General features: G+C 73.2%; 20 protein-coding genes. 14 read left to right on the top strand and 6 right to left on the bottom strand.

Annotated features, from left to right (window positions below):
- Positions 1-69 precede the first annotated feature (69 nt).
- Positions 70-1557: an amino acid permease gene (locus tag KME66_RS05840; RefSeq protein WP_216319737.1), complete on the top strand. Its 1488-nt coding sequence runs from the start codon at positions 70-72 to the stop codon at positions 1555-1557.
- Here the strand turns inward: KME66_RS05840 and KME66_RS05835 are convergent.
- Positions 1508-1957: an ATP-binding protein gene (locus KME66_RS05835; protein WP_073220807.1), complete on the bottom strand. Its 450-nt coding sequence runs from the start codon at positions 1955-1957 to the stop codon at positions 1508-1510. The two genes, KME66_RS05840 and KME66_RS05835, sit on opposite strands and share 50 nt — an antisense overlap.
- A 298-nt stretch (positions 1958-2255) precedes the next feature.
- On the opposite strand from KME66_RS05835, the gene KME66_RS05830 reads away from it, so the two are divergent.
- Both KME66_RS05830 and KME66_RS05825 read left to right on the top strand, forming a co-directional pair.
- Entirely contained in the window at positions 2256-3083 is an 828-nt protein-coding gene (locus KME66_RS05830) for an enoyl-CoA hydratase family protein (protein WP_073220811.1), read from the top strand.
- Entirely contained in the window at positions 3068-5377 is a 2310-nt protein-coding gene (locus tag KME66_RS05825) for a bifunctional salicylyl-CoA 5-hydroxylase/oxidoreductase (protein WP_216319735.1), read from the top strand. The genes KME66_RS05830 and KME66_RS05825 overlap by 16 nt, the downstream gene beginning before the upstream one ends.
- On the opposite strand, the gene KME66_RS05820 is transcribed toward KME66_RS05825, so the two are convergent.
- Both KME66_RS05820 and KME66_RS05815 read right to left on the bottom strand, forming a co-directional pair.
- Positions 5364-5804 (bottom strand): hypothetical protein, encoded by a 441-nt coding sequence (locus tag KME66_RS05820; RefSeq protein ID WP_216319733.1) that lies wholly within the window; start codon positions 5802-5804, stop codon positions 5364-5366. The genes KME66_RS05825 and KME66_RS05820 overlap by 14 nt on opposite strands.
- On the bottom strand, positions 5801-6631 hold the full coding sequence (locus tag KME66_RS05815) for a GNAT family N-acetyltransferase (RefSeq protein WP_216319730.1): 831 nt from the start codon (positions 6629-6631) through the stop codon (positions 5801-5803). The genes KME66_RS05820 and KME66_RS05815 overlap by 4 nt, the downstream gene beginning before the upstream one ends.
- Before the next feature lie 224 nt (positions 6632-6855).
- Between KME66_RS05815 and KME66_RS05810 the strand changes: the two genes are divergently transcribed.
- Entirely contained in the window at positions 6856-7434 is a 579-nt protein-coding gene (locus KME66_RS05810; RefSeq protein ID WP_073220817.1) for a DM13 domain-containing protein, read from the top strand.
- Positions 7435-7595: 161 nt separating this feature from the next.
- On the opposite strand, the gene KME66_RS05805 is transcribed toward KME66_RS05810, so the two are convergent.
- Complete coding sequence (locus tag KME66_RS05805) at positions 7596-8414, bottom strand: PaaX family transcriptional regulator C-terminal domain-containing protein (RefSeq protein ID WP_073220821.1); 819 nt, start codon at positions 8412-8414, stop codon at positions 7596-7598.
- Positions 8415-8423: 9 nt separating this feature from the next.
- Complete coding sequence (locus KME66_RS05800; protein ID WP_216319728.1) at positions 8424-10112, bottom strand: AMP-binding protein; 1689 nt, start codon at positions 10110-10112, stop codon at positions 8424-8426.
- A gap of 150 nt (positions 10113-10262) precedes the next feature.
- Here KME66_RS05800 and KME66_RS05795 point away from each other — a divergent pair, with 150 nt between their 5' ends.
- The 10 genes from KME66_RS05795 to KME66_RS05750 all read left to right on the top strand — a co-directional run bounded on the left by KME66_RS05795 (position 10263) and on the right by KME66_RS05750 (position 20095).
- Positions 10263-11564 (top strand): acyl-CoA dehydrogenase family protein, encoded by a 1302-nt coding sequence (locus KME66_RS05795; RefSeq protein WP_253208239.1) that lies wholly within the window; start codon positions 10263-10265, stop codon positions 11562-11564.
- Positions 11561-11962: a RidA family protein gene (locus KME66_RS05790; RefSeq protein WP_073220826.1), complete on the top strand. Its 402-nt coding sequence runs from the start codon at positions 11561-11563 to the stop codon at positions 11960-11962. The genes KME66_RS05795 and KME66_RS05790 overlap by 4 nt, the downstream gene beginning before the upstream one ends.
- Positions 11963-12111: 149 nt before the next feature.
- Positions 12112-12543, top strand: a complete 432-nt coding sequence (locus tag KME66_RS05785) for a (4Fe-4S)-binding protein (RefSeq protein WP_216319725.1) — start codon at positions 12112-12114, stop codon at positions 12541-12543.
- 247 nt (positions 12544-12790) lie between these two features.
- Positions 12791-15694: a Na+/H+ antiporter subunit A gene (locus KME66_RS05780; protein ID WP_216319722.1), complete on the top strand. Its 2904-nt coding sequence runs from the start codon at positions 12791-12793 to the stop codon at positions 15692-15694.
- The gene (locus KME66_RS05775) at positions 15691-16308 is read left to right on the top strand and encodes a Na(+)/H(+) antiporter subunit C (protein ID WP_216319720.1); all 618 of its coding nucleotides are present in this window, start codon (positions 15691-15693) and stop codon (positions 16306-16308) included. Before KME66_RS05780 ends, KME66_RS05775 begins: the two co-directional genes overlap by 4 nt.
- Positions 16305-17957, top strand: a complete 1653-nt coding sequence (locus tag KME66_RS05770; protein ID WP_216319716.1) for a Na+/H+ antiporter subunit D — start codon at positions 16305-16307, stop codon at positions 17955-17957. The genes KME66_RS05775 and KME66_RS05770 overlap by 4 nt, the downstream gene beginning before the upstream one ends.
- Positions 17954-18583, top strand: coding sequence for a Na+/H+ antiporter subunit E (locus KME66_RS05765; RefSeq protein WP_073220840.1), 630 nt, complete (start codon positions 17954-17956; stop codon positions 18581-18583). The genes KME66_RS05770 and KME66_RS05765 overlap by 4 nt, the downstream gene beginning before the upstream one ends.
- Positions 18580-18918: a monovalent cation/H+ antiporter complex subunit F gene (locus tag KME66_RS05760; RefSeq protein WP_073220844.1), complete on the top strand. Its 339-nt coding sequence runs from the start codon at positions 18580-18582 to the stop codon at positions 18916-18918. The genes KME66_RS05765 and KME66_RS05760 overlap by 4 nt, the downstream gene beginning before the upstream one ends.
- Complete coding sequence (gene mnhG / locus KME66_RS05755; RefSeq protein WP_216319707.1) at positions 18915-19268, top strand: monovalent cation/H(+) antiporter subunit G; 354 nt, start codon at positions 18915-18917, stop codon at positions 19266-19268. Before KME66_RS05760 ends, mnhG begins: the two co-directional genes overlap by 4 nt.
- 89 nt (positions 19269-19357) lie before the next feature.
- Positions 19358-20095, top strand: a complete 738-nt coding sequence (locus KME66_RS05750; RefSeq protein WP_216319705.1) for a CDP-alcohol phosphatidyltransferase family protein — start codon at positions 19358-19360, stop codon at positions 20093-20095.
- Here KME66_RS05750 and KME66_RS05745 read toward each other — a convergent pair.
- On the bottom strand, positions 20064-20513 hold the full coding sequence (locus KME66_RS05745; protein WP_030114750.1) for an adenylyltransferase/cytidyltransferase family protein: 450 nt from the start codon (positions 20511-20513) through the stop codon (positions 20064-20066). The genes KME66_RS05750 and KME66_RS05745 overlap by 32 nt on opposite strands.
- Between the last annotated feature and the right edge of the window lie 20 nt (positions 20514-20533).

The raw sequence follows: 20533 nt of genomic DNA, 5'->3' as shown, positions 1-20533 counted from the left end.
AACCCCCAGGGCGTGTCCGGCGCACGGACCGTCCCCCCCACTGCACCACCAGAGATGAGAACGTCCCGCATGAGCACCGGTCTGCCGCGATCCGGCACCCCGAAGCCCGCTGGCCCCCACCCGTCGGGCCTGCGCCGCAAGAGCCCCGAGCAGCTGATCGCCGAATCCGGCGGCGACCTGGAGGGCCACGGCCTCCGGCGCACGATGGGCCTCTTCCAGCTCGTCTGCTTCGGAGTCGGCGCGATCGTCGGCACCGGCATCTTCGTCGGGCTCTCCGACAGCGTCGCCGAGGCCGGCCCCGCCGTCGTGATCTCGTTCGTCCTGGCGGCGATCACCTGCATCTTCACCGCCCTGTCCTTCGCGGAGCTGGGCAGCGCCATCCCGGTCTCCGGAAGCTCCTACTCCTTCGCGTACGCGGCGCTCGGCGAGCGCACCGCCTTCCTCGTCGGCTGGTGCCTCCTGCTGGAGTACGGCGTCTCGGTCTCCGCCGTCGCGGTGGGCTGGAGCCAGTACGTCAACGAGCTGCTGGACAGCCTGTTCGGCCGGCAGCTGCCCGCCGTCCTGTCCTCCGGGCCCGCTGACGGCGGTGTGGTCAACCTGCCCGCGGTCGTCGTGATCGCCATGGCCGCCACTCTGCTGGTGCGCGGCGTCCGGGAGAGCGCCACCGCCACCGCCGCCATGGCCGTCCTCAAGATCGGCATCCTGGTCGCCTTCTGCGCGGTGGCGTTCAGCGCGTTCCAGGACGACAACCTCATGCCGTTCGCCACCCACGGGCTCGGCGGGATCACCGCGGGCGCGTCGCTCGCGTTCTTCTCCTACATCGGCTTCGACGCCATCACCACCGCCGGCGAAGAGGTCAAGAACCCGCGGCGCAACATCCCGATCGCCATCCTGATCTGCATCGGCGTCGTCACCCTGCTCTACTGCGCCGTGGCGCTCTCCGCCATCGGCGCGATCGGCTCGGACGACGTGGCGAACAAGAGCGCCGCTCTCTCGATCGCCGTCGACGAGGTCACCGGCTCCTCGGTGGGCGGCGGCATCGTCGCCTTCGGCGCGGTCGTCGCCATCGCCTCCGTGGTGCTCGCCGTGATGTACGGGCAGACCCGCATCCTGATGTCGATGTCCCGCGACGGACTCGTTCCGCGCGTCTTCGAACGGGTCTCGCCCACGACCCGCACTCCGGTCGCCAACACCTGGATCGTCGCCTGCGTCTTCGCGGTCCCGGCCGCCTTCGTCCCGCTCGACGTCGTCGTGAACCTGACGACCATCGGCACGCTCGCCACGATGGTCGCCGTCAATGCCGCGGTGGTGGTGCTCCGCCGCCGCAACCCCGAACTGAAGCGGACCTTCCGGGTCCCGCTCTACCCGGTCAGCCCGCTGCTGGGCGTCGCCTTCTGCCTGTATCTGATGTACGGGACCGGCTGGACGACCTGGCTCCAGTTCGCGGTCTTCCTGGCCGTCGGCTCGCTGCTCTACGCGGGCTACAGCCGCAAGCACTCCCGGCTGGTCAGCTCCCCGGTGACGGACCCGGCTGTGCCGGTATCGCCGGAAGCGTGAACCAGACGGCCTTGCCGTGCTCCGTGGTGCGGTGACCGCACGCGGAGCTGAGGGTCCGGATCAGCAGCAGGCCGCGGCCGTGCTCCTGCCAGGGATCGACCTCGTAGCCCGGCTGCGGCCGGGACAGGTCGCCCGGCGGGGCGGGGTCGCGGTCGTGCACCTCGACCTGGCAGCCGGTGGGCAGCAGCTCCACGACCAGCTCGATGGGCTCGCCGCCCAGGGTGTGCTCCACCGCGTTGGCCACCAGCTCGGCGGTCAGCAGTTCGGCGGTGTCGCTGTCGGCCGGGGCGTCGATGTCCGACAGGGCCGTACGGATGAGAGCCCGGGCGATCGGCACGGCCGCGGTGGAGTGCGGCAGGGCGATGCGCCAGGAGGCGGGAACGGGGACATCGGGCGGCACGGCAGGGTTTCCGTTCGGGAGCGGGTCTACCTGAAGTGGGAGGTCTCGGTCCTCGGGCAGGCGTCTTCTCCGGTTCACGTCGTACTCATGGCGAGACTTCCTGGTTTCAACCTTACGAACCGCTCCGGCCCGGCCATAGGGGCGGTCGGCCGGAGCAAAGGGGACTTTCGCCCACAACAGTCTCATGGATGCAGTATTGCGACCTCGTGACGGAGGTCACGCATGAGTGATAACTTCGGATGCGGAACGCGACCCGCGCACGGCCGGCACCAGCCCGATCGCTGAAGGGGACCCCTCCATGAGCCCGTTTCCCAGCTCGGCCCCGAGCACCGAGGAATGGCGTCATCTCCGGCTGACCCGGGACGACGGTGTGGCAACCGTCACATTCTCCCGCCCCGAAAAACTCAACGCGCTCACCTTCGGCGCGTACGCCGATCTGCGCGACCTCCTCGCCGAGCTCTCCCGGGAGCGCTCCGTGCGCGCCCTCGTCCTCGCGGGGGAGGGGCGCGGCTTCTGCTCCGGCGGTGACGTCGACGAGATCATCGGTGCCACCCTGGCCATGGACACCGCGCAGCTCCTGGACTTCAACCGGATGACCGGGCAGGTCGTCCGGGCCCTGCGGGAGTGCCCCTTCCCCGTCGTGGCCGCCCTCCACGGGGTCGCGGCGGGCGCCGGAGCCGTCCTGGCGCTGGCCGCCGACTTCCGGGTCGCCGACCCCTCGGCCCGTTTCGCCTTCCTTTTCACCCGGGTCGGCCTCTCCGGCGGCGACATGGGCGCGGCCTACCTGCTGCCCCGGGTCGTCGGCCTCGGCCACGCCACCCGGCTCCTGATGCTCGGCGACGCCGTCCGCGCCCCCGAGGCGGAGCGGATCGGCCTGATCAGCGAGCTGGCCGAGGAGGGAAAGGCCGACGAACGCGCCGCCGAGCTGGCCCGCCGCCTCGCCGACGGACCCGCCCTCGCGCTCGCCCAGACCAAGGCCCTGCTCACCGCCGAGCTGGACATGCCGCTCGCCGCCTCCGTCGAGCTGGACGCCAGCACCCAGGCCCTCCTGATGCACGGCGAGGACTACGCCGAGTTCCACGCCGCCTTCACCGAGAAGCGCCCCCCGAAGTGGCAGGGGCGGTAGCCGTGGCGGGCAGCGGCACGTCCGTCCGGCGCATCGCGGTCATCGGCGGCGGCCCCGGCGGGCTCTACGCAGCGTCCCTGCTCAAACGGCTCGACCCGGACCGCGAGATCACCGTCTTCGAGCGCAACGCCCCCGACGACACCTTCGGCTTCGGCGTCGTCCTCTCCGACGAGACCCTCGGCGGCATCGAGCACGCCGATCCCGAGGTCTACCGCGCCCTGAGCCGCGAGTTCGTCCGCTGGGACACCATCGACATCGTCCACCGCGGCCGCACCCACACCTCCGGCGGCCACGGCTTCGCCGCCCTCGGCCGCCGCCGGCTCCTGGAGGTTCTGCACGAGCGCTGCGCCGGCCTCGGTGTCGACCTCCGCTTCCGCACTCCGGCCCCGCCCGCCGCCGAACTCGCCGCCCACCACGACCTGGTCATCGCGGCCGACGGGGTGCACAGCGCCACCCGCGCGGCACACGCCGACGTGTTCGGCCCGAGCGTCACCGAACACCGCAACCGCTACATCTGGCTCGCCGCCGACTTCGCCCTCGACGCCTTCCGCTTCGAGATCGCCGAAACGCCTCACGGCGTCATGCAGTTGCACGGCTACCCGTACGCCGCCGACGCCTCCACCGTCATCGTGGAGATGCGCGAGGAGGTGTGGCGCTCCGCCGGGCTCGACACCTGCGACCCGGCCGAATCCGCCACCCGCTGCGCCAAGTTCTTCACCGAGGCCCTGGACGGCCGCCCCCTGCGCGGCAACCGTTCCTCCTGGCTCGCCTTCCGTACGGTCACCAACTCCCTCTGGTCCCAGGGCAACACCGTGCTCATCGGCGACGCGGCCCACACCGCCCACTTCTCCATCGGCTCCGGCACCAAGCTCGCCGTCGAGGACGCACTCGCACTCGCCGCCTGCATCGAGGAACAGCCCGACCTGCCCTCCGCGTTGACGGCGTACGAGGCCGAGCGCCGCCCGGTCGTCGCCTCGACCCAGCGTGCGGCGGCGGCCAGTCTCCGCTGGTTCGAGGAGCTGGCCCACTACGTCGACCAGCCGCCCCGGCGCTTCGCGTTCAACCTGCTCACCCGCAGCCGCCGGGTCACCCACGACAACCTCCGGCTGCGCGACGCCTCGTTCACCGCCGCCGTCGAGGAGGAGTTCGGCTGCCCGCCGGGCACCCCGCCGATGTTCACCCCCTACCGGCTGCGTGGCCTGGAGCTGCGCAACCGCGTCGTCGTCTCGCCCATGGACATGTACTCCGCCACCGACGGACTCCCCGGCGACTTCCACCTCGTCCACCTCGGGGCCCGCGCCCTCGGCGGCGCCGGACTGACCATGACCGAGATGGTCTGCGTCAGCCCCGAGGGCCGCATCACCCCCGGCTGCACGGGCCTGTGGAACGACGAACAGGCCCTGGCCTGGCGGCGGATCACCGACTTCGTCCACACCTCGGCCCCCGGCGCCGCCATCGGCGTCCAGCTCGGCCACTCCGGCCGCAAGGGCTCCACCAAGCTCATGTGGGAGGGCATCGACCAGCCCCTGGACAGCGGCAACTGGCCGCTGACCGCCGCCTCCCCCCTCCCGTACGCCCCCGGCGTCAGCCAGGTCCCGGCCGAGCTGGGCGAGGCCGGACTCGACGCCGTACGCGAGCAGTTCGTCACCGCCGCCCGGCGCGCCGCGAGCAGCGGCTTCGACCTCCTCGAACTGCACTGCGCCCACGGCTATCTGCTGTCCGGCTTCCTCTCCCCGCTCACCAACCACCGCACCGACGCCTACGGCGGATCCCTGGTCGGCCGCCTGCGCTTCCCCCTCGAAGTCTTCGACGCCGTGCGGGAGGTCTGGCCGCGGGAGAGGCCGATGACCGTGCGGATCTCCGCCACCGACTGGGCCGAGGGCGGCACCGACGCCGAGGGCGCCGTCACGATCGCCCGTGCCTTCGCGGAGCACGGGGCCGACGCCATCGACGTCTCCACCGGCCAGGTCGTGCCCGGGGAGCGTCCCGAGTACGGCCGCTCCTACCAGACCCCGTACGCCGACCGGATCCGCAACACCGTGGACGTCCCCGTCATCGCGGTCGGCGCGATCTCCTCGTGGGACGACGTCAACTCCCTGCTCCTGGCGGGCCGCGCCGACCTCTGCGCCCTGGCCCGCCCCCACCTGTACGACCCGCACTGGACCCTCCACGCCGCGGCCGAACAGGGCTACACGGGACCGGGCGCGCCCTGGCCCCTCCCGTACGCCGCGGGCAGCCGCACCCCGCCCACCGGCCGCACGGACGGGCCGAAGCCCCGGCTCACCCTGGGGTGACCAGGCACGCGTGGCAGAGGCACGGCGTGGGGTGCGGTGTGCGGTAGTGGGTGTCGCGGTACCCGGCGGCGAGCCGCTCCAGCAGTCCGGCCAGCTCTTCGGCCTCCTCCCGGGACCGCGGGCGCACCCCGATCGCTTCGGCCCGTCGCCGCAGGGCCGGCGCGTACGCCAACTTCGCCCGGAAGGTGTGCAGATGGCGCGAGCCCGTGTCCACGGTGATCCAACGACCGGTGCGGGCCCGCCCGATGGTGGTCACCTGCTCGTGCCCCATGCCCGGATAGGTGTCGACGACGTACACCTTCGCCCCGCCCCGGTACGACTTCGTCCCCGGCCGCAACTCCTGGCCGCCGTCCCCGTACCGCCGCCACCGCACCACGTTCGCCGCCACGAGCCACATCGGCTCCGCCCCCGAGGACTCGACCGTCACGTGTCCCTCCTCAACCGCACCCGGTCCGCCACCGGCTCATAGCCGATGCGCAGATACACGCCGTTGCTCGTCGGGTTGGCCAGGTCAGTGAAGAGCAGGACCTCCGCCGCGCCCTCCGCCAGGGCGGCCCGCGAGGACGCGGCCGTCACGGCGGCCCCGTACCCCCGGTCACGGAAATCCGGCGGGGTGTACACCAGCGTCACCCGCACCGTGCCCGCCGGCAGCCGGGTGCGCCCCGCCAGGGCCACCGGGGTGCCGCCGTTCTCCCAGAGGGTGAGCGACCCGCGTTCCGTGCCCTCGTCCACCAGCCACTCGGCCGAGGACCTGGACTGCCCGGTCGCGTCCGCGAACCCCCGCACCCAGGCCACCAGCAGCCCCCGGTCGGCCCGCGTCGCCGCCCTGGCCCGGCCCTCCGGCGCGGGGGAGGGCGGCCGCAGCGTGCCCAGCCGGTACAGCCGCTGCTCCTGCACGGTCCGGCAGCCCGGCAGCCGGGCGGCCAGCAGCGCCGCGATGTCCCGGTCCGCGTTGACCTCGTCCAGGTCGGGACCCGCGCCCAGCGCCTCCACCAGCGGCCCCACCGCCTCCGGGGCCACGGCGGTCAGCAGCGCGGCATGCGGCGGAGTGCGGACCAGGGTCCCGGCCACCGTCCCGTCCGCGCCGCGCCACCAGCCGAGGACCGGATCGCCGTCGCCGTACGTGTGCGCGCCCGAACGCCTCAGCCGCTCGGTGACGCTCAGCACCACCGTGTGCTCCACGGGCCGCGCGCCGAGCGACGGGCCGGCCGCGGCGAGGAACACGTCGACGTCATCGGTGAAGGTCCAGGTCATGCCTCATCGTGCCCGCGGGCGGAGCCTCGTGGCACCTCGATTTCCCCGCCGTGGGATCGCAACCGCCGCGGGCACGGGTGTCCGGCTCGCCCTCATCCGGCGACGGTGCCGCCGCCGTAAGACTCTCGTCATGAGGAAGCGATCGCCTTGAGACGGCCAGGTCCGGTTGGATGGGGGTCTGGAGCCGGCCGGGGAGGCCGGCGGTGGTGAGCGGAGGAGACGGGATGGGGCGGGTGCGCGGAACGCTGACGCGGCCGGTGGTCGCGGGGGCGCTGGTGGTGGCCGTGGCGCTGGTGGGCGTGGGGCTCTACTGGTTCCAGCCGTGGAAGCTGTGGCAGGACGACACCGTTCAGGAGGCCCTGCCCGGGGCGGCGGTCGCGGAGCCCGCGGAGAGCTCGACGGACGAACCGGCGACTCCGCAGGGGACTCCCGCTCCCGAACCGGCGGAGCCGGCGACCGTGGCCACCGGCGAGCTGATCAGCCACGAGCACGCCACGTCCGGCACGGTGAAGCTGCTGCGGCTCGGCGACGGCTCGCACGTCGTGAGGCTGGAGAACCTCGACACCAGCAACGGCCCGGATCTCCGGGTGTGGCTCACCGACGCACCGGTGAAGGAGGGCCGGGCCGGATGGTCCGTCTTCGACGACGGGCTGTACCAGAACCTCGGCAAGCTGAAGGGCAACAAGGGGTCCCACAACTACCGGCTGCCCGCCGATCTCGACCCGGCGGCCTTCACCAGCGTCAGCATCTGGTGCGACCGGTTCGACGTCTCCTTCGGCGCCGCCGAGCTGGCCCGCGTCTGACGGCCGGCGGGCTGGTCGGCCCCGTGCGCAGCCCTGCGCACGGGGCCGACACCGGCCCGCGCCGCCGCCTTTCGGGGCTGCCGCCGCGGGCCGCCCGCCGCGGTGGCGGCGAGGGCGCCGGTTCCGCGGGGACGGGCGCCGCGCGGAGGAGCGCCGCGCCCTCACCCCCGGACGAACAGCTCTCCGGCGTCCCGCAGCCGCTCGTGCAGTCGGCCGAACACCTCCGCCGACCGGCTGCCCGGCCAGTCGGCGGGCAGCAGCTCGGTGGGCAGACCCGGGTCCGCGTAGGGAAGTTGCCGCCAGGAGTCCAGCGCCAGCAGATAGTCCCGGTAGGCGGTCTGCGGGCGGGGCGGGCCGTCGGCCCCGGACGCCTCCCAGTCCCGCAGCACCGGCTCGTGCAGCTCCAGGAAGTCGTGGTGCAGCCGCGCCACCGTGTCCAGGTCCCACCACCGGGCGACCGCCTCGCGGGTGGCCGCGAAGCCCAGGTGCTCACCCCGGAACAGATCGACGTACGGGTCGAGTTCGAGCCGCTCCAGGGTGTGCCGGGTCTCCTCGTACAGCCCGCCGGGAGCGATCCACACTCCGGGCGCGGCCGTGCCGAAGCCGAGCCGGGCCAGCCGGGAGCGCAGCACATGGCGCTTGCTGCGTTCCGCCTCGGGCACGGAGAACACCGCGAGCACCCAGCCGTCGGCCAGGCTCGGCGCGGGGTGCCGGTAGATCCGCCGGTCCCCGTCGTCCAGCAGCTGCCGGGCGTCGGGCGACAGCGCGTAGCCCGCCGAGCCGTCGCCCGCCCGCGCGGCCACCAGCAGCCCGCGCCGCTTCAGCCGCGAGACGCACGAGCGGACGGAGGGTGCGTCGACGCCCACGGCGTGCAGCAGGCGGATCAGCTCGGACACCGCGAACGGCGCACCGTCCGCCGGACGGCCGTAGGCGCCGTAGAGCGTGATGATCAGGGAGCGGGGGGTGCGCAGCTCGGCCACGTGATCACTCTAGGGGGTGTCCTCCCGGAGCAGGAACCGCTGGAGTTTGCCGGTCGCGGTGCGGGGGAGCGAGCTGTGGAACACGAAGACGCGCGGGCACTTGTGCGGGGCCAGGCCGGCCTTCATATGGGCGCGCAGCGAGTCCGGCGTCTGCTCCGAGCCCTCGGTCAGCACCACGTGCGCCACCACGATCTCGCCGCGCAGTTCGTCCGGCCGGCCCACCACGGCGGCCTCGGCGACCTCCGGATGGCGCAGCAGGGCGTCCTCCACCTCGGGGCCCGCGATGTTGTAGCCGGAGGAGATGATCATGTCGTCGGCGCGGGCCACGTAGCGGAAGTAGCCGTCGGGTTCGCGGACGAAGGTGTCGCCGGTCAGATTCCAGCCGTGCCGGACGTACTCCGTCTGGCGCGGGTCGGCGAGATAGCGGCAGCCGACCGGGCCGCGTACGGCCAGCAGGCCCGGCTCGCCGTCCGGCAGCTCCTCCCCGTGCTCGTCCACCACCCGGGCCTGCCAGCCGGGCACGGGCACGCCCGTCGTCCCCGGCCGGATCGCGTCGTCGGCGGCGGAGATGAAGATGTGCAGCAGTTCGGTGGCCCCGATGCCGTTGATGATCCGCAGCCCGGTGGCCTCGTACCAGGCCCGCCAGGTCGCCTCCGGCAGGTTCTCCCCGGCCGACACGCAGCGGCGCAGCGCGGACAGGTCGTGGCCGTCCAGCTGGCCGAGCATCGTGCGGTAGGCCGTCGGCGCGGTGAACAGCACCGAGACCCGGTGCCGGACCAGCGCGGGCAGCAGATGCTGCGGGCCCGCCTGTTCCAGCAGCAGCGTCGAGGCCCCGGCCCGCAGCGGGAAGACCAGCAGCCCGCCCAGACCGAAGGTGAAGCCCAGGGGCGGACTGCCCGCGAACACGTCGTCGGGCGAGGGGCGCAGCACCTGGCGGGAGAAGGTGTCGGCGATGGCCAGGAGGTCCCGGTGCAGATGCATGCACCCCTTGGGGCGTCCGGTGGTTCCCGAGGTGAATGCGATGAGCGCGACCTCGTCGGCGGCCGTGTCCACAGCCCGGTACGGACCCGCCTTGGCCTCCGCCAGCCGGGTGAGGTCGCCGGGCCCGTCCCCGCCGAACAGGGTGATCCGCAGCCCGTCCACGTCCGCCTTCGCCAGGTCCTCCACGGAGCGGGCGTCGCACAGGGCGTGGCCGATGCGCGCGAGCGAGCAGATGGTGGCCAGTTCCGCGGCGCGCGCCTGGGCCAGGACGGTGACGGCGACCGCGCCCGCCTTCATGACGGCGAGCCAGCAGGCGGCCAGCCAGGGGGTGGTGGGCCCGCGCAGGAGCACCCGGTTGCCCGGCACCACCCCCAGGTCCTCCGTCAGGACGTGGGCGATGCGGTCCACGGTCTCCCGCAGTTCGCCGTAGCTCCAGACGCCGCCGTCGCCGGAGCGCAGGGCGGGACGGCCGGGGCCGTACTCCTCTACGGTGCGGTCCAGCAGCTCGTGCCCGCAGTTCAGCCGGTCGGGGTAACGCGGCGCGGGATCCTCCAGGAGGATTTCCGGCCACTGCTCCGGCGGTGGGAGGTGGTCGCGCGCGAAGGTGTCCCGGTGGGCGCCGGCGGTGCGCCCGGTCGGCTCGTGAGGCGCGCCGGGGACGCGTACGGACGCGTCTGCGGCGGCTGTGGGCGTGTTCGGCGAGGAATTCGGCTCCATGAAGGATCGCCCCCTTGTCGCCTCTGGAGCGTATCGTTTGGGTGACGGTAGTCAACGGTCCGCGATAAGCCATGGCGTGCGATGCGATGCGACGAGATGCCACCCGACGCGACGGGGCACGCGACACGACGCGACAAGAGAGGCGCCGCCATGACGGCATTCTCCCTCGAACCGGAACAGACCGCCTGGTGCGAGGAGCTCCGCACGCTCGCCGCACAGGAACTGCGCCCGCTGGCGGAGAAGGGGGAGCCCGGACGGGTCAACCGTCCCCTGCTGGCCGCCCTCGGCGAGCGGGGCCTCCTCGGCCGGATGCTGGGCTCCGGCGCGCTGGACCTGTGCCTGCTGCGGGAGTCGCTGGCCCGGGGCTGCACCGAGGCCGAGACCGCGCTCGCCCTCCAGGGCCTCGGCACCACCCCCGTCGTCCAGGCGGGCACCCCCGCCCACCGCGAACGCTGGCTCCCCGAGGTCCGGGCCGGGCGCGCCGTCGCCGCGTTCGCGCTGAGCGAGCCGGGCGCGGGCTCCGACGCCGCGGCCCTCGGCCTGACCGCCGAGCCCACCCCGGCGGGCTGGGCGCTGAGCGGCGAGAAGTGCTGGATCTCCAACGCCCCCGAGGCCGACTTCGCCGTGGTCTTCGCCCGGACCACCCCCGGCGCCGGGTCCCGGGGCATCACCGCGTTCCTCGTCCCGTCCGACCGCCCCGGGCTCACCGGCTCCGCCCTCGACATGCTCTCCCCGCACCCGATCGGCACCCTGGAGTTCGACGGCGTACCGGTCACCGCCGACGACGTCCTCGGCGAACCCGACCGCGGCTTCCGGGTCGCCATGAACACCCTCAACCTCTTCCGGCCCAGCGTCGGGGCCTTCGCCGTCGGGATGGCCCGCGCCGCCCTCGACGCGACCCTGGACCACACCGCCCACCGCACCGCCTTCGGCGGCCCGCTGAGCGACCTCCAGGCCGTCTCGCACCAGGTCGCGGAGATGGCCACCCGCACCGAGGCCGCCCGGCTGCTGGTGTACGCGGCGGCAGCGGCGTACGACGCGGGGGAGGGCGGGGTGCCGCGCCGCGCCGCGATGGCCAAGCTGTACGCCACCGAGACCGCCCAGTACGTCGTCGACGCCGCCGTCCAGCTGCACGGCGCCCGCGCCCTGCGCCGGGGCCATCTCCTCGAACACCTCTACCGCGAGGTCCGCGCGCCGCGCATCTACGAGGGCGCGAGCGAGGTGCAGCGCACCATCATCGCCAAGGAGCTGTACGCGCACGCCGCCGAGCGCCCCGAACCGTCCCCCGCCCCGGGGGTCGCCGTTCCGCCGTCCTCCGTTCCGTCGTCCCCCGCTCCGGAATCCGCCGTCCCGTCGCCCCCTTCCCTCTCGTCCCCCGTTCCGTCGACCCCCGACCCGGAATCCGCCGCCCGGCAGTCGTCCGAGCCCTCGTTCCAGGAGCCGCCCGCATGAGTCCGTCCCACCGGATCAACCCGGCCGAACTCTCCCCGCCCACCGGTTTCAGCCATGCGGTCGTCGCGACCGGCGGGCACCTGGTCTTCCTCGCCGGGCAGACCGCCCTCGACCCGGAGGGCAAGGTCGTCGGGGCCACCCTGCCCGAGCAGTTCACGCTCGCGCTCGGCAATCTGCTCACCGCTCTCCACGCGGCCGGCGGCGCCCCCGCCGACCTCGCCCGGGTCACCGTCTACGCCACGGACGTGGACGACTACCGCTCCCACTCCGCCGAGCTGGGCCGGATCTGGCGCAGGCTCGCGGGGCGCGACTACCCGGCCATGGCCGTCATCGGGGTCGCCCGGCTCTGGGACGAACAGGCGATGGTCGAGATCGACGGGGTCGCGGTTCTCCCGTGAGGCCCCGGCCCACCCTCCCCTCACGCTCCGGCGCCCGCCCCGGAAGGTCGCGGCTCTGCGGACGGACCGCGGCCGCCGAGTAGCGGAGGCGGGGCGCCGGAGCGAGGCTGAAGGGGTCCGGATGCCGAGCCGACCAGGGAGAGTCAGCGGTGACCAGCCAGCCGCCCCCACGCCCCGCCGCCAAGTCCTACGACGGCGAGGGCATCGTCGTCGGCTTCGACTCCCACCGCTGCCTGCACGCCGCCGAATGCGTCCGCAGACTCCCGGCCGTCTTCGACGTCGGCCGCCGCCCCTGGGCCCAGCCCGACAACGCCCCCGCCGACGAGGTCGCGGAGGTCATCCGCCGCTGCCCGAGCGGCGCCCTCCAGTACCGCCGCACCGACGGCATGCCCGACGAGGTCCCGGACGTCCCCACCCACGTGTCGCTCCACGCCGACGGCGTCCTGCACCTGCGGGGGGACCTCGAAGTCGCCACCCCGTCCGGCCCCCGCCGCGAGACCCGGGTGATGCTCTGCGGCTGCGGCGCCACCGCCGCCACACCGTACTGCGACCACAGCGGGCCCTGCGCCGGGCACGGATGAGAGCGGCGGCGCCACCCCTCGCGCGCCGGGCCTGAGCGAGGCGGCCCCGCGCGCGGCGGGCCGAGCCTGAACACGGTGCTCCGAGCCCGAGCGCCGCGCGCCGAGCCCGAGCGCCGCGCGCCGAGCCCCGAACGCAGCGGGCCGGACCGTGCGCGGCGCGCCGGTCGGGTGAATGGCTTCCGGGGATATATCTGTATTTAGTGCTCTTGATGCCGGATGTCCCACAGCTCGACCCGGACCCCCCGCTGTGATCGCGCTCATCGTCGCCCACTTCGCGCTGGCGGCCTGCGCGGGCCCGCTGATGCACCGGCTCGGCAGGGCGGGCTTCGTCGTGCTGGCGCTTCCCCCGGTGGCCGCCACCGTCTGGGCGTTCACCCGCTGGAACACCGCCGCGTCCGGCGGCGCGGACACCTGGACCTGGGAGTGGATCCCCGACTACGGGGTCACCCTCGATCTGCGGCTGGACGCGCTGGCGGAGCTGATGGTGCTGCTCGCCGCCGGGGTCGGGGCGCTCGTCCTGCTCTACTGCGCCTCCTACTTCACCGACGACACCCCGCTACTGGGCCGGTTCGCCGGGAACCTCCTCGCCTTCGCCGGGGCGATGCTCGCCCTCGTCCTCGCCGACGACCTGATCACGCTCTATGTGTTCTGGGAGCTGACCACGGTCTTCTCCTACCTGCTGATCGGCCACGGCAGCGAACACCGCCACAGCCGCCGCTCCGCCCTCCAGGCGCTCGTCGTCACCACGCTCGGCGGCCTCGCCATGCTCGTCGGCTTCCTGATCCTCGGTCAGGCCGCGGGCACCTACCGGATCTCCGCGATCGTCGCCGACCCGCCCGAGACGACCCTCGCCGTGTCCGTCGCCGTGGTCCTCGTCCTGTGCGGGGCCCTCTCGAAGTCCGCCATCTGGCCGTTCTCCATGTGGCTGCCGAACGCCATGGCCGCGCCGACCCCCGTCAGCGCCTATCTGCACGCCGCCGCGATGGTCAAGGCCGGCGTCTACCTGGTCGCCCGGCTCGCCCCGGCCTTCGCCGACGTCCCCGTCTGGAAACCCGTCGTCCTCGTCCTCGGCGGCGCGACCATGCTCCTGGGCGGCTGGCGGGCGCTGCGCCTGAACGACCTCAAGCTCGTCCTCGCCTACGGGACCGTCAGCCAGCTCGGCTTCCTCACCCTGCTCGCCGGGACCGGCAACCGCGACGCCGCGCTCGCCGCCGTCGCGATGATCCTCGCCCATGCCCTCTTCAAAGCCCCGCTGTTCCTCGTCACCGGCATCATCGACCAGGCGACCGGCACGCGTGACCTGCGAAAACTCTCCGGCCTCGGGCGTTCGGCACCGTACGTCGCGGGGGTCGCGGGGCTGTCCGCCGCCTCGATGGCCGCCCTGCCGCCACTGCTGGGATTCGCCACGAAGGAGGCCGCGTTCGAGGCGCTGCTGCACGGTTCGGCCGCCGAGCGGTGGGCCCTGGCCGTCGTCGTCGCGGGCTCCGCGCTGACCACGGCGTACACCCTGCGGTTCGTCTGGGGCGCGTTCGCCCGCAAGCGCGGCGTCCCCGACACCCCCGTCCACCGGACCGGGTGGGCCTTCCTCGCCCCGCCCGCCCTGCTCGCCGCACTCGGCCTGGTCCTCGGCCCCGGTGCCGACTGGACGGACCGGCTGCTGGGCGCGTACGCCGACACGTTCCCGGCCGAGCCGGACCCGTACCACCTCGCCCTCTGGCACGGGTTCGGGACCGCGCTGCTCCTGTCGGCCGTCGCCTGGGCCGCGGGCACCGTGCTCTTCCTCGGTCGTACCCGGGTCGCCCGGATCTCCCGGCGGATCGCCTGGCCCACCGCCGACAGCGTCTTCGGCCATCTGCTGCTCGGGCAGGAACGTCTCGCCCTCCAGGTCACCGGCTTCATCCAGCGCGGCTCCCTCTCCGTCTATCTCGCCACCACGCTGCTCGTCATGCTCGGCGGGCAGCTCGCCGTCCTCGTGGTCGACACCCCCTGGGACGGAGCCGTGCACCCCCGGCTCTGGGACAACCCGCTCCAGGGCGCCGTCGCCGCCCTCACCTGCGCCGCCGCCCTGCTCTGCCTCACGGTCCGGCGGCGCATGAAGGGCGTCGTCCTGGCCGGACTCACCGGCTACGGAACCGCGCTGCTCTTCGTCGTCCAGGGAGCACCCGACCTGGCGCTCACCCAGTTCTGCATGGAGACCGTCGCGATGATCGTCTTCGTGCTGGTGCTCCGCCGGATGCCCGTCCACTTCCAGGAGACCGTGAGCACCTGGCGGCGGGCCGCCCGTATCCCCGTGGCGCTCGCGGCGGCCGCGACCGTCGGCGTCGGGATGTGGGTCGCCGCCGCCGCGCGCACCGCCGAACCCGCCGGCACCGCCATGGTCCAGGAAGTCGCCGATCACGGCCTCAAGGACGTCGTGGCGACCATCCTCGTCGACCTGCGGGCCTGGGACACGATGGGGGAGTCCGCCGTGCTCGCCGCCGCCGCGATCGGCGTCACCAGCCTCATCTACCTGCACCGCCGCAGCGAAGGCTCCATGGCCCAGGAGGAGTTGCAGGGCCGCACCGCCTGGTCCCTGACCGCCCACCACTCCTCCCGGCTGCCGCGGGGTGACGACGCGGCCCCCGAGCGCGGCTGGCTGGCCGCCGGGGCCACCCTCGCCCCCGAACACCGCTCGGTCGTCTTCGAGGTGGTGGCCCGGCTGCTGTTCCACCCGATCCTGGTGCTCTCGGTCTACCTGCTGTTCTGCGCCGAGTCGCTGCCCGGCGGCGGATTCGTGGCCGGGCTCGTCGCCGGGGTCGCCCTGATCACCCGCTACCTCGCGGGCGGCCGGTTCGAACTCGCCGAGGCGGCCCCCCTGCAACCCGGTCTCTTCACCGGCCTCGGACTCTTCGTCTCCACCGGGGTGGCCCTCCTCGGTCTCGGCGAGGGAACCGTCCTGCACGCCTTCACGTACTACGGACACCTGCCGGTCTTCGGCGACTACCACCTGAGCACCTCGGTCCTCTTCGACTTCGGCGTCTACCTGCTGGTCCTCGGCGTCGTCCTGGACATCGTGCGGGCCCTCGGCGCCAAGGTGGACAGGCAGATCGAACGGGCCGCGGGCGCCCTCACCCCCGACGGCGGACCCGAAGCGGGAGGGCCCCTGAGATGATCGTCAGCGCCTCGCTCATCGCCACCGCCGTCGTCCTCTGCGCCGTCGGCGGCATCCTCATGCTCACCCGTCCGCTCACCCGGATCCTGCTCGGCGCCGTCATCCTCGGCAACGGCATCAACCTGCTGGTGCTCTCCTCGACCGGCCGGGCCGGTGCCGCACCCCTGCTGTACGGGGTGTCCCTGAGCCGGATCACCGACCCGCTGCCCCAGGCGATCGCCCTGACCGCCATCGTCATCACCCTGGCCACCACCGCGTTCCTGCTGGCCATGGCCTACCGCAGCCACCAGATCACCGGCACCGACGAGGTCCACGACGACCTGGAGGACCGGCGCATCGTCCTGCGCGCCGAAGTGCTCTCCGAGCGCGCCCAGTTGCGCGAGGAGTTCCGCTCGGGCGCCGAACCCACCGCCGAGGAGCGCGAACGCTACCGCGAGGAGCGCCGCCGGCTCCGCGACCGCCTCCGCGCCGACCGGGCCCGCCAGGCCCGGGGCCGCGACGCCTCCGGCAACCTCTGGAACGACGTGCTGGGCGCGGACCCGGAGGACTACGCCCGCGACGGCGACACCAAGGCGGACGACCGCTACCCCCGTGACCGAGGAGCCGACGGATGAACGCGCTCGTCCCGCTGCCGGTGCTGCTGCCCCTGTGCGCCACCGGACTCAGCCTCGCCTTCGGCACCCGGCTGGGGCGCTTCCAGCGCTTCATCAGCGTCGCCGTGCTCACCGCCGTCACCGCGCTCTCGGCGGTCCTCATGGTCGCCGCAGACCGGCAGGGCCCGCTCTCCGTCCACCTCGGCGACTTCGCCCCGCCGCTCGGCATCACCCTGGTCGCCGACCGGCTCTCCGGGCTGATGCTCACGGTCTCCTCGGCCGTCACCCTCTGCGTGCTCGTCTACTCCCTCGGCCAGGGCATGACCGACCGGGACAAGGAGACCCCGCTCGCCGTCTTCCACCCCGCCTATCTGATCCTCGTGGCCGGGGTCTCCTGCACCTTCCTCGCGGGCGACCTCGTCAACCTCTACGTCGGCTTCGAGATCATGCTGGTCGCCAGCTTCGTCCTGCTCACCCTCGGCGGCACCGGACCCCGCATGCGGGCCGGCTCCACCTACGTGATCATCTCGCTGTTCTCCTCGATGCTCTTCCTCACCGCCATCGCCATGACCTACGCGGCCACCGGCACCGCGAACTTCGCCCAGCTCGCCGGGCGGCTGGCCGAACTCCCCGTCGGCGTACAGACCCTGATCCAGGCCCTGCTGCTGACCGTCTTCGCCATCAAGGCCGCCGTCTTCCCGCTCGCCGCCTGGCTCCCCGACTCCTACCCCACCGCCCCGGCCCCCGTGACCGCCGTCTTCGCCGGACTCCTCACCAAGGTCGGCGTCTACTGCATGCTGCGCACCGAGACCCTGCTCTTCCCCGGCAACCGCATCGGCGACCTCCTGATGGCCATCGCGCTCGCCTCCATGGTCATCGGCATCCTCGGCGCGGTCGCCCAGACCGACCTCAAGCGGCTGCTCTCCTTCACGCTGATCAGCCACATCGGCTACATGGTCTTCGGGATCGGACTCGCCACCCGCGAGGCGTACGGCGGGGCCATCGTGTACGTCGCCCACCACATCACCGTCCAGACGACGCTGTTCCTCGTCACCGGGCTCATCGAACGCCGCGGCGGCACCACGGAGCTGACCCGGCTCGGCGGTCTGGCCAGGGCCGCGCCGATGCTCGCCGCGCTGTTCTTCGTGCCCGCGATGAACCTCGCAGGGATCCCCCCGCTCTCGGGCTTCATCGGCAAGCTCGGGCTGATGCGCGCGGGCGTCGCCGACGGCGGCGCCTGGGCCTGGGTGCTGGTCGCCGGATCGGCGGCCACCAGCCTGCTCACGCTGTACGTGGTCGCCAAGGTCTGGAACCTCGCCTTCTGGCGCGCCGCCCCGCCCGGCCAGGCCGCCGCGGGCACCGTCCTGGAGTCCGGAGACGTCAGCGACGACGACAGCGACCCGGGCCCGGACGGCGTGTTCGGGACCGGTGACGAGGGCATCGGAACCATGCCCCCGCCCGCCGGACGCGCCTCCGCGGCGACCCTGCACGAGCGGGCCGTCACCACCACCAGCCGACTGCCCCACCCCATGGTCGCGGCCACCGCGGCCACCATCGCGCTCGGGCTCGCCTTCACCGTGTTCGCCGACCCGCTCACCGCCTACACCGACCGCACGGCCGCCGAACTCCTCGAACGGGCCCCCTACGTCCAGGAGGTGCTGGGCCGGTGAAACGCGTTCTGGGCCTCTCCTTCCGCAACGCCGATCTGCCGCCCCTGAGCTTCGAGTTCGGCACCCGGCGGCGGCGGGTCCTCGATCTTCCGCTGATCGTCTGGCTCACCGTCATCTGGGTGCTGCTGTGGTCCACCCTCACCTGGGCCAACGTTCTCACCGGCCTGGTCGTCTCGGTCGCCGTCTGTATCGCCTTCCCGCTGCCCCGGGTCGATCTCGGACTGCGTCTCCACCCCTGGGGCATCGTGTGCCTGGCGGGCTACCTCTTCCACGACATGTACACCTCGGGGGTGAAGGTCACCCGGCAGACCTTCTCCGGGCTGCCGCACCGGGCGGCCGTCATCGGCGTCCCCCTGCGCTGCCGCAGCGACCTGATGCTCGCCGCCACCGCCGTCGCCGTCTCCAACGTCCCCGGCGGCTCCATCATCGAGGTGCGCCGGGCGACGGCCACTCTCTTCCTGCACGTCCTGGACGCCGACCGGCCCGAAGAGCTCGAAGCCGCCCGCCGCAAGGTGTGGCGGATGGAGGAGCTGACCGTACGGGCCTTCGGCACCCGTGACGAGATCGCCCGGGTCGCCGAACCCCCGCCACCGCCCCAGCTCGCCGCCGGGAGGCCCGCACCGTGACCGCACCCGAACGGGTCGACCAGGCCCTGCTCACCAGCGCCGTCGTCCTGGTACTCATCGCCGGGGGACTGCTGCTCGCCCGGATCTGGCGTGGCCCCTCCATGCTGGACCGGGCGATCTCGCTGGATGTCTGCGCCGCCCTGATCATCGCCGGTCTGGCCGCCAAGTCGGCCTTCGCCCGTGACTCGTTCTACTTCCCGATCATGCTGGTGCTGGCCTTCCTCGGCTTCACCGGCTCGGTGGGGATCGCCCGGTTCATCGCCGTGCGCGACCGGCCCCGCGACCCGGCCGGCTCCCCTCCGCACTCCGACGACGCCCGGGAGGGCCCGCGGTGAACCTCTGGCTCCAGATCGTCGACACGGCCGGCGCCGTCCTGCTCCTGACCGGCGCCGCGACCTGCCTGCTCGGAGTGATCGGCATGCTCCGGCTGCCCGACGTCCTCTCCCGCAGCCACTCCGCCACCAAGCCGCAGACCCTCGGCATGATCCTGGTGCTGGCCGGGGTCGCGCTGCGGCTGCGCAGCGGCATGGACCTGGCGACCCTCGGCCTCATCGCCTTCTTCCAGATGCTCACCGGTCCGGTCGCCTCGCACCTGGTGGCCCGCTCCGCGTACCGCACCGGCCAGGTCGACCACAGCGAGCTGCTCTTCGACGAGCTCGACGAGCAGCTCACCGACGGGAAGTGAGCGGCTTCTCACAGCCCGCCCCCGCCAAACACCCCACGGCCCCGGGCCCGCGTGCCATGATGCGGGCACTGCCGGACGCTGGGGGGCGTATGGGAAGCACGGGCACCGTGCTGCGCGAACTGCGCGGCGCACAGAAGAGCGCCAAGGGCGTCTCGCTCTACTCGCGGTACGTGAACCGGCCCGCCGGCCGCGTGCTCGCGGCCGGGTCCTATCGGGCTGGACTGACACCCAATCACGTCACGCTGATCAGCGCGCTGTTCACCTACGGCGCGCTGGCGGCCGTCGCGCTCGCCGAACCGTCCTGGACCCTCGCCGTCCTGGTCTGGGCGGCCCTCGCGATCGGGTTCGCCTTCGACTCCGCCGACGGGCAGCTCGCCCGGCTCACCGGCCGGGGCGGGCCCGACGGGGAATGGCTGGACCATGTCGTGGACTGCGGCAAGCTGGTGCTCGTCCACACCGCGGTCCTGATCTCCTTCTACCGCTTCGGTGAACTGCCTGCGGATGCCTGGCTGTTGCTTCCGCTCGGCTTCCAGCTGGCCGCCGTGGTCACCTTCTGTGCGGGGTTGCTGCGCGAACACCTCGGCAAGGCGGCGGCGAGCGCCCGGGGCCCGTCCTGGGCGACGACACCGGCGGCGCCCGTCTCCCGGGTGCGGGCCGTCGCCCTGCTGCCCGCCGACTACGGGGTGTTCTGCCTGGTCTTCCTGCTGCTCGGCGCACCCGGCGCCTTCCGCGCCGGGTACGCCGCGCTCGCAGTCGTGCACACGCTCTTCCTGGCGGCCTTCCTCGCCAAGTGGTTCAGGGAGCTGAGAGCGCTCCGGGCCGGCTGACGAGGACGTCCAGCGCCCGGCGCAGCTGGGTGCTGGACGTGTGCACGGTGTACGGGAAGTAGACGACCTCCACGCCCACTTCGGCGAAGTCGCGCTCCAGCTTCAGCCCCTTCTCGGTGCCCCGCCAGTCGTCCCCCTTGAAGATCACGTCGAACCGGACCTGCTGCCAGGTCTCGACCTTGTCCGGCACGGTCTCCACGAACGCGGCGTCCACGAAGCGCACGCTGCGGACGATCTCCAGGCGTTCGCGGAGCGGGATCACCGGCGTATGGCCCTTGGCCAGCGCGGCCATCTCGTCCGACACGACCCCCGCGACCAGGTAGTCGCACTGACTGCGGGCATGCCGCAGAATGTTGAGGTGCCCGACGTGGAACAGGTCGTACACCCCGGGTGCGTAACCCACCCTGTGCTGCACCATCCGTATCTCTCCCCCCACGG

The organism is Streptomyces sp. YPW6, assembly GCF_018866325.1.
Taxonomy (GTDB): domain Bacteria; phylum Actinomycetota; class Actinomycetes; order Streptomycetales; family Streptomycetaceae; genus Streptomyces.
This window is presented reverse-complemented; position numbering and strand designations above follow the sequence as displayed.